Source organism: Carboxylicivirga agarovorans (genome assembly GCF_050589845.1).
Taxonomy (GTDB): Bacteria; Bacteroidota; Bacteroidia; order Bacteroidales; family Marinilabiliaceae; genus Carboxylicivirga; species Carboxylicivirga agarovorans.
Genome location: NZ_JBNGPA010000079.1, coordinates 1 through 1,562 on the forward strand (window position 1 = coordinate 1; position 1,562 = coordinate 1,562).

The 1,562-nt window shown below is 40.6% G+C and carries 1 protein-coding gene; it reads right to left on the reverse strand.

What is annotated here, in order from left to right:
• Positions 1–144 precede the first annotated feature (144 nt).
• Positions 145–1,478, reverse strand: a protein-coding gene (locus ACRD69_RS25270; RefSeq protein ID WP_430817916.1) for an IS3 family transposase whose coding sequence is annotated in 2 segments (ribosomal slippage) — positions 145–1,134 and positions 1,137–1,478 — 1,332 coding nt in all. Because the reading frame shifts where the segments join, the coding sequence is not laid out codon by codon here.
• Between the last annotated feature and the right edge of the window lie 84 nt (positions 1,479–1,562).

The following is a 1,562-nucleotide window of genomic DNA, read 5'->3' on the forward strand; positions in this document are numbered from 1 at the left end:
TGTTTGACGTCAAAACTTATTGGACAAATTGAAGCTTAAAATTAAGAGATACTTTTAGTTCTACAAACAGCTAAATCATGATGATAATGATGAGCTGTTGGAACTGTTGTAAACTCAAAGAGTTTTCAATGGTTTCAATAGCTGCTAGGATGCTGCTTTCCTGTTTTTTCTTCTCCTTTCTTTCATGGTAGATTTTTTAATTTGCATTCGTTGATGTAGGCGCTGTTCTGCTGTGCCAAAATAGACATCAGATGGGGTTAAGTTATGTAACGATTCGTGGTAACGCTCATTATTGTAATAATTAACAAACGCTTCTAAGCTAGCTCTTAAATCATCCGGATAATAATAGTTATCAAGTTTAACGATATTCTTCATTGTTCTGTGATAGCGCTCTATTTTGCCCTGAGTCTGCGGATGATATGGTGCGCCCCTGACATGCCCCATGCCAGATTCCTCCATAAAATTTTGAAACTCATGAGAGATATAGCACGAACCATTATCCGATAACAAACGAGGTCTTCCATCTTCGGGCAAGCTGGTTGTAGCCAGAGCCTTGTTTATGACATTCATGGCATCTGTAGACTCCATGCTTCGACAGAGCTCCCAGGTCACAATATAGCGTGAATAATCATCCATCACGGTGGCAAGGTAATACCAACCCCAACCAATGATCTTAAAATAGGTAAAGTCCGTTTGCCATTGCTGGTGTACCTTGGATGGCTTATCCTTAAACTCATCAGATGCAGCCATTACAATCCATGCCGGACTGGTTATTAAGCCCTGTGATTTGAGAATGCGATAAACACTGGATTCGCTGATAAACCAACCTTGGGTATCAGTAATGTGATATGCAAGCTCACGGGGTGATAACTCCGTTTGTTCTAAAGCGGTATCTATTACTTTAGCACGCTCTTTATCCGGTATCTTGTTCCAAAAGGATCGACGTTTTGCTGGCTTAGGTTTAAGCCCGTCAAAGCCATCCGTCAAGTATCGATTATACCATTCATAGAAGGAACTTCGGCTAACCCCCAGTTCCTCAAGTGTGCGCTTGACGCCTAGCTCGGAATCTTGCACAATCCTGATGATTTCCATTTTTTCACTGGCACTTCTTCGCATATACTTATAGTTTACTCGGTACCAGTCAGACTTTTTTTAAGCATGCGGTTTTCAAGGCTTAACTCTGCCACCAACTGCTTCAGGTCAGTGTTCTCATTCTTTAGATGGTTTACCTCATTGGTATTAGCTTCTCGCTTGGTGTTGCCTGTTAAGCGACTTTTACCAGCTTCAAGAAAGTCTTTACTCCATTTGTAGTATAAATTGGCGTTAATGCCTTCTTTTCGGCATAGTTCAGCGATACTTAGCTCGCCTCGTAAGCCCTCAATCACAATACGGATCTTTTCCTCTGCGGAATACTTCTTACGGGTAATGCGCTTGATCTCCTTAATCTTTGATTCGGCACTTTGCTTCTTCTGTTTCATTATTGAACTTTTATTGGTTGATAAATTAAGAATTCATCTCTTAACTTTTATACCAATCTGTCCAAATTAAGCTGAAGACCTACA